The sequence below is a fragment of the Acidimicrobiales bacterium genome, from assembly GCA_036273495.1.
Taxonomy (GTDB): Bacteria; Actinomycetota; Acidimicrobiia; order Acidimicrobiales; family JAJPHE01; genus DASSEU01.
The window spans coordinates 1-6,491 of sequence record DASUHN010000290.1; the positions used below are offsets into that span (position 1 = coordinate 1).

Genomic DNA, 6,491 nt, shown 5'->3' on the forward strand with positions numbered 1-6,491 from the left:
CCGAGCGACCGGGCGCCGATCCCCCTCACCACCGCGCCGCCGCCACGGTGAGGCCGACGGTCTCGGCCAGGAGCCCGGCCGCACCGAGGACGTCCCCGGTGAACCCGCCCACGCGCCGGACGCCGAGCCCGACGACCAGCCCGAAGGCCACGAGCGCCGCCGCCACCGCGACCGGGCCCGCCGGCACCACCCACCCGGCCGCCAGCGCCAGGGCGCCGGCCGCCGCCCCCGCCAGCAGAACGGTGTGCGTTCCCCCGCCGGTGAACTCCCGGGCGATGCCGTCGGCCCGGGCGTACCGGACGTGGCCGAGCGTGACCGCCATGCCCGTGCGCGACGCACACCACAGGCCGCCGAGCAGGAGCGGGTGCGGGTGCATGACGCCGAGGGCGCTCCATCGCAGCAGCAGGACGGCGCCGGCCACGCCCACGCCGAACGCCCCGGTGTCGGGCGCCCGCATCACCGCCAGCCGGCGCTCCCGGTCCAGATGGGGGAGCAGCCCGTCGGCGGCGTCCACCAGCCCGTCGAGGTGGAGCAGCCCGGTCAGGGCCAGGTCCGCCGCCACCACCACCGCCGCCGCGACCAGCGGAGGCCACACCCGGGCCGCGCCCCACCACACCAGCCCGACGACCAGGCCGAGGGCGGCGCCGACGACCGGGAACCAGGGGACCGCACCGGGGGTGGGCCGGCGGGCCCGCCCGAGGGAGGTGAGGAAGGCCACGGCCTGGCCCGGCCCGTCGACCATCACCCCGGCGGCTCGAGGGGCAGGACCCGGCCCGCCACCACGAGCATCACCTGGCCGGCCACGGTGGCCACGGCCGTGTTGAGGGCGCCCAGGGCGTCCCGGAACAGCCGCCCCGACTCGGTCGAGGGGTGGACGCCCATGCCCACCTCCTCCGACACCACGACCGTGGGGTCGCGCCGGCGGGCCAGGGCGCCGCACAGGGCGGCGGTGTCGACGGCGAAGTCCTCGTGGGCCGCCACCCACGTTCCCAGCGAGTCCACCAACGCCGGGCCCGCCACCGCGTCCAGGGCCGCGGGCAGCCCCAGGCCCGCCTCGACGGTGGTCCACTCGGGGGGGCGGCGCCGGCGGTGGGCCTCGACGCGCCCGGCCATGTCGTCGTCGGAGAGGCAGGCCGGCGGGGAGTAGGTGGCCAGGTAGGTCACCGGCCCCCCGGCGCGTGCGGCCAGGCGCTCGGCCACCTCGGACTTCCCCGACCGGGCTCCCCCCAGGACCAGCGTCACCACGGAACTACCCTCCCCAAGCGATGGCACGGGCGCAGTCGGTCGTGGTGGTCAACACGGGCCACGGTAAGGGGAAGTCCTCCTCCGCCTTCGGGGTGATGGCCCGGGGGTGGGCCCGGGACTGGAAGGTAGTCGTGGTCCAGTTCGTCAAGGGCGGGAAGTGGAAGACCGGTGAGCGCAAGCTGGCCGACCATCTCGGCATCGAGTGGCACACCCTCGGGGACGGCTTCACGTGGGAGTCGACCGATCTGGACGAGACCGCGGCCAAGGGCCGCCACGCCTGGGAGGTGGCCCGGGCCAAGCTGGCGTCCGGGGAGTACCAGCTGGTGATCCTCGACGAGGCCACCTACGCCGTGAAGTACGGCTGGGTGGCGGTGGACGAGATGGTGGCCGGCATCCGCGACCGCCACGCCAGGACCAACGTGGTGCTCACCGGCCGGGACGCCCCCGACGAGATCGTGGCCCTGGCCGACACGGTCACCGAGATGCGCAAGGTCAAGCACGCCTACGACGAGGGCATCCGCGCCATAAAAGGCATCGAGTATTAGGAGGCGGAGGTCGGCTGGGTCGGGGCCGCCGCCGACAGCAGCGGGCGGGGTCCGACCGACCCGGGCGCCCGCTGCCCATGTGGCGGTGGTGGGGGCGGCGGTGCTGTTCGGGAGCACCTTCGTCCCCGTGCAGGACGCCATCCGCCATGCCGGAACCCTTCCGTTCCTGGCCGTCCGCTTCCTGTTCGGCGCCGCCCTGCTGGCGGCGGTGGCGGGGCGGCGCGCACGGTGGCGGCGGTGGTGGGACGCCCGCACGGTCGTGGCGGGCCTGCGCTGCGGCGTGCCGCTGCTGGCCGGCTACGTCCTGCAGACGGCGGGGCTGCGCTTCACCACCTCGTCGGTCTCGGCGTTCGTCACCTACCTGCTGGTCGTGATGGTCCCCCTGCTCGAGGCGGTCACCCGGCGCCGGTTGCCGGCGGGGAGCGTGCTGGCCGGCGTGGTCGTGGCGACCGCCGGCCTGTTCCTGCTCACCGGTGCCCACCTCAGCGTGGGGCGGGGGGTGGCGCTGACCCTCGGGTGCGCGGCCGCCTTTGCCGTGAACATCATCGAGATCGACCGGGCGGTGAACGGCAACGCCGCCGGAGCCGGTGGCCCCGTCGACGCCGTGGCCCTCACGGCCGTGCAGCTGGCCGTCGTGGGTCTGGGGAGCGTGGTGCCGGGGGCGTTCATCGGGGGCTACTCCATGCCGGCGGGGTCGGTGCTGGCGGCGCTCTACACCGGCCTGGCCGCGTCGGCCCTGGCCTTCGGCCTCCAGGTCTGGGGCCAGCGCCGGGTGGGGCCGACCCGGACATCCCTCCTGCTGATGATCGAGCCGGTGACGGCGGCGGTGATCGGGTGGTTCACCGGCGCCCGCCTCGGGGCCCTGGCGGTGGGTGGCGCCGTCCTGATCCTGGGAGGGATTGCCCTGTCGGAGGTGGGCCAGACCGGTCTCCACCCCGTCGGGGAAAGTGCCGATACATGACCCCATGTGCACTTCTCCCCGGCGCTGGGTCGCGGCTGGCGCTGCCTTCTCTGCTGCCGCCGCCGCCCTGCTCGGCCTCGGCGCCCCGGCGGCCCGGGCCGCCGGCGGCCCCACCACCCCCCTGACCGTCAAGCTGGTGTGGTCGAAGGACCTGCCCGGCGTGCCGCTGCGGGCCTCCAGCCCCGCCCCTGCCCACCTCGACGCCGCCGGCCCCGCCATGGTCGTGGGCGGCCTGGACGGGAAGGTCTACGCCTATCACCTCGCCGACGGCACGACCGTGCCGGGGTGGCCGGTGCAGCTCGACAAGTCGGTCGACTCCTCGCCGGCCGTGGCGCCGGTCGACGGCAGCGGCTACGACGACGTGTACGTCGGATCGGGCACCTACGACACCGGCGTCGGTGGCGGGTACTGGGGGATCGGCCACACCGGCCAGGTGCTCCTCCACCGGGTGGGGAGCGACCCCAACCAGGCCGCCGAGCCGGTGTTCTCCGCTCCGGCGGTGGCCAACCTCGACTGCACCTCCCACCCCGACGTGGTGGCGGGGGCGCTGGGTCAGGAGGAGTACGCCCTCGACGGGACCAACGGCTCCGTGCTGCCGGGCTGGCCGCTGTTCACCTACGACACCGTGTTCTCCTCGCCGGCGGTGGCCGACGTGGCGGGCCGGCGGCTGGTCTTCGAGGGCGGGGACATGACCTCGATCCAGGGTGGGGTGCTGCGGGCCATCAACGGCGCCGGCCGGGTGGTGTGGACCGACCAGTTCGACGACGTGATCACCTCCAGCCCGGCCGTCGGGGACGTGACCGGGACGGGCCGGCCCGCACTGGCGGTCGGCGCCGGCTTCTACTTCGCCAAGCCGGGCCAGGCGACCACCGCCTCCACCAAGCTGTTCCTCATCGACCCGGCCACGGGCGCCACCGAGTGGTCACGCGACCTCGGCGGCTACACCCGGCCGAGCCCCGCCTTCGCGGACCTCGAGGGGACGGGGCGGGCCGACATCGTCGAGGCCACCCACGGCAGCCCCACCGATCCCAACCAGGGGGAGATCTGGGCCTTCGACGGCGCCGGCAACACCCTGCCGGGCTGGCCCCAGGCCACGCCCCCCGGCGTGGGGGCGGTCATCGGCGGGGTGGCCACCGCCGACCTGACCGGCCAGGGCTACGACGACGTGCTCGTGCCCACCGGTGACGGCCTCTATATCTACGACGGGCGCACCGGCGCCCTGGCCGCCTCGGTGGCGGTCAACAAGATCGGGATGCAGTCGACGCCGCTCGTGACGGTCGATCCGAACGGGGCGCTCGGGATCACCATCACCGGCACCAACACCACCACCAACCACGGTGCGATCTTCCACTATCAGGTGACGGGTGGCCGCATCGGGCCCGACTCGTGGCCGATGTTCCACCACGACCCGGCCCGCACCGGGTCGCTGGCGGTCCCGACGGGGCCGGCGCCGGGCTGCAGTTCCCAGACGGCGCGGGGCTACCGCTTCGTCGCCTCCGACGGCGGGGTGTTCGACTTCGGCGCCGCCAGCTTCCACGGCTCTCCGGTCACGGCCAACGTCGCCGGGTCCGCCCCGGCCGCCCGTCCCTCCATAGTCGGCATGGCGGCGACTCCCGACGACGCCGGCTACTGGCTCCTCGGGGCCGACGGGTCGGTCTACTCCTACGGGGACGCCGGCTTCCACGGTTCGGCGGCGGGCAAGGGCATCCACGCCGTGGCCCTGGCCGCCACCCCCGACGGTCAGGGGTACTGGGTCGTCGACAACTACGGCGGCGTGTACACCTTCGGGTCGGCCCGCTACTTCGGGTCCACCGGCGCCATCCGCCTCTCGTCTCCGATCGTCGGCATGGCCCCCACCCCCAACGGCAACGGCTACTGGCTGGTCGGCGCCGACGGCGGCATCTTCAGCTTCGGCGAGGCCCGCTTCTACGGCTCCACCGGCGCCCTCCACCTGTCGGCGCCGATCGTCGGGATGGCCGCCACCCCCGACGGCAACGGGTACTGGTTCGTGGCCTCGGACGGCGGGGTCTTCAGCTACGGGGACGCCCCGTTCATGGGCTCGACCGGGGGCCTCCACCTGTCCGCCCCGGTAGTCGGGATGGCGGCGGCGTCCGACGGGCACGGCTACTGGCTGGCCGCCGCCGACGGCGGGGTCTTCTCCTTCGGGGACGCCCCGTTCTTCGGGTCGACCGGCGGTCTCCGCCTGGCCCGGCCCATCGTGGCGATGGATCCGTAGCGGGCTCCTTGACCGGTTGGTCAATTCCGGGGAATGCTCACCCCATGGCCGATCCCAAGAAGCCCCGCCCCGCCTTCGCCCCCTGGGACCGCCGGGAGCTCCCTGGCGCCTTCGACGTCGAGGAGACGGCGCGGCGGGTCGGCAACTACAAGTGGATCGAGATGCGTCTGTTCGAGGCTCTCGGCGGATGGGTCGCGACCGTTCCCGAGCTCGACGTGAAGATGCGCCTCGGGACGCACTGCTACGAGCACGCCTGGCACTCCGAGCTGTGGCACAAGCGCCTGCCCGAGCTACGGGAGATGAACCCCGACCGCCTGACCCAGCCGCCCAACGAATCCATGGTCGAGTTCGTCGAGGCCATGACCGACGCCGAGGGCGAAGAGAAGACGCTCGAGAAGCTGGTCGGTGTGTACCGGGTGCTGATCCCGCACAAGATCGCCGCCTACACGTACCACCTCAACAACACCTCGACGATCACCGACGCCCCGACCATCCGCTCGCTGACGCTGGCCCTCAACGACGAGTTCGAGGACTGGCGCGACGGGGAGATGCTCATCCAGTCGCTGATCGACGGCGATGATGACGTGCGCCGGGCCACCGAGCGCCAGGCCCGGCTGGAGGGGATCATCGTGCGGGCCGGGGGCATCGCCGGGCCGGGCTCGATCGGCGTCGAGTCGGGCAGCAAGTACGCGGGGGCCGAGGCGTGAAGCGCCATCTGGCGGTGGCCGACCTGGCCCGCGACGCCCGGTTCGTTCGGGTCAGTCTGGAGGAGCGCTTCACCGATCCCCGGCCCGCCCCCGACCGGGAGGACTCCGAGCGGTCCGACCGTCGATCCCGGCGGCTCACGCCCGAGCGGCCGGGTGCGCCGGACGCGGCCCGGGCCCTCATGCACGGCATCTTCGTGGGCGAGATCCAGGCCCTCGAAGGCGCCGGGCGCACGTGCTTCGACTTCGACACCGGCGCCCAGGGAGACGAGGTGCCCTACGCCCTCAAGCTCGACATGGCGCGGCAGTGCTGGGACGAGGCCCGGCACTGTGAGATCTCGGTGAAGCTCACCGAGTGGATGGGGACCGAGCTCGGGGAGTTCGCCGAGGGTACGTTCCTGTTCGAGGCGGCGTGCAATCCCGACCCGGTGCTGCGCCTGACGGGGGTGAACCGGGCCCTGGAGGGACTGGCCATCGACGTGTTCAACACCATGCGGGAGTTCGGCACCGTCGCGGGCGACCCCGTGCTCGAGTTCTGCGAGGACTGGATGCTGGCCGACGAGGTGACCCACGTGAAGATGGGCTCGGACTGGCTGCGCCGCCTCACGGCCGACGATCCCGACCGGCGGGCCCGGGCCCTGGAGTTCCAGTCGGTCGTGGACAAGCTGTTCTCCGGCGGCGGCTTCCGGGGGGACGAGGAGTCGAGCCCGGTGCGCCTGGCCCGGCGCTTCCGCCAGCTGGCCGGCTTCACCGACGACGAGATCGACCACATCTCCGAGGTGTCCCGCCAGTCGCGGGTC

At 73.8% G+C, this 6,491-nt stretch carries 7 protein-coding genes; 5 read left to right on the forward strand and 2 right to left on the reverse strand.

What is annotated here, in order from left to right; all coding sequences use genetic code 11:
• Positions 1 to 25 precede the first annotated feature (25 nt).
• Together VFW24_12350 and VFW24_12355 are read right to left on the reverse strand one after the other, a co-directional pair.
• Positions 26 to 742 (reverse strand): adenosylcobinamide-GDP ribazoletransferase, encoded by a 717-nt coding sequence (locus VFW24_12350; protein HEX5267554.1) that lies wholly within the window; start codon positions 740 to 742, stop codon positions 26 to 28.
• The gene (locus tag VFW24_12355) at positions 742 to 1,245 is read right to left on the reverse strand and encodes a bifunctional adenosylcobinamide kinase/adenosylcobinamide-phosphate guanylyltransferase (GenBank protein ID HEX5267555.1); all 504 of its coding nucleotides are present in this window, start codon (positions 1,243 to 1,245) and stop codon (positions 742 to 744) included. The genes VFW24_12350 and VFW24_12355 overlap by 1 nt, the downstream gene beginning before the upstream one ends.
• Positions 1,246 to 1,265: 20 nt before the next feature.
• On the opposite strand from VFW24_12355, the gene cobO reads away from it, so the two are divergent.
• The 5 genes from cobO to VFW24_12380 all read left to right on the forward strand — a co-directional run.
• Positions 1,266 to 1,790, forward strand: coding sequence for a cob(I)yrinic acid a,c-diamide adenosyltransferase (cobO, locus tag VFW24_12360; protein HEX5267556.1), 525 nt, complete (start codon positions 1,266 to 1,268; stop codon positions 1,788 to 1,790).
• A 79-nt stretch (positions 1,791 to 1,869) separates the two neighbouring features.
• A complete protein-coding gene (locus VFW24_12365; protein ID HEX5267557.1) occupies positions 1,870 to 2,751 on the forward strand; it encodes a DMT family transporter in 882 nt (293 codons plus the stop codon).
• A gap of 4 nt (positions 2,752 to 2,755) precedes the next feature.
• On the forward strand, positions 2,756 to 4,987 hold the full coding sequence (locus tag VFW24_12370; protein HEX5267558.1) for a hypothetical protein: 2,232 nt from the start codon (positions 2,756 to 2,758) through the stop codon (positions 4,985 to 4,987).
• 44 nt (positions 4,988 to 5,031) lie between these two features.
• On the forward strand, positions 5,032 to 5,694 hold the full coding sequence (locus VFW24_12375; GenBank protein ID HEX5267559.1) for a hypothetical protein: 663 nt from the start codon (positions 5,032 to 5,034) through the stop codon (positions 5,692 to 5,694).
• Positions 5,691 to 6,491 (forward strand): DUF455 family protein (locus VFW24_12380; GenBank protein ID HEX5267560.1); only part of this gene is annotated, 801 nt, incomplete at its 3' end. The genes VFW24_12375 and VFW24_12380, both read left to right, overlap by 4 nt.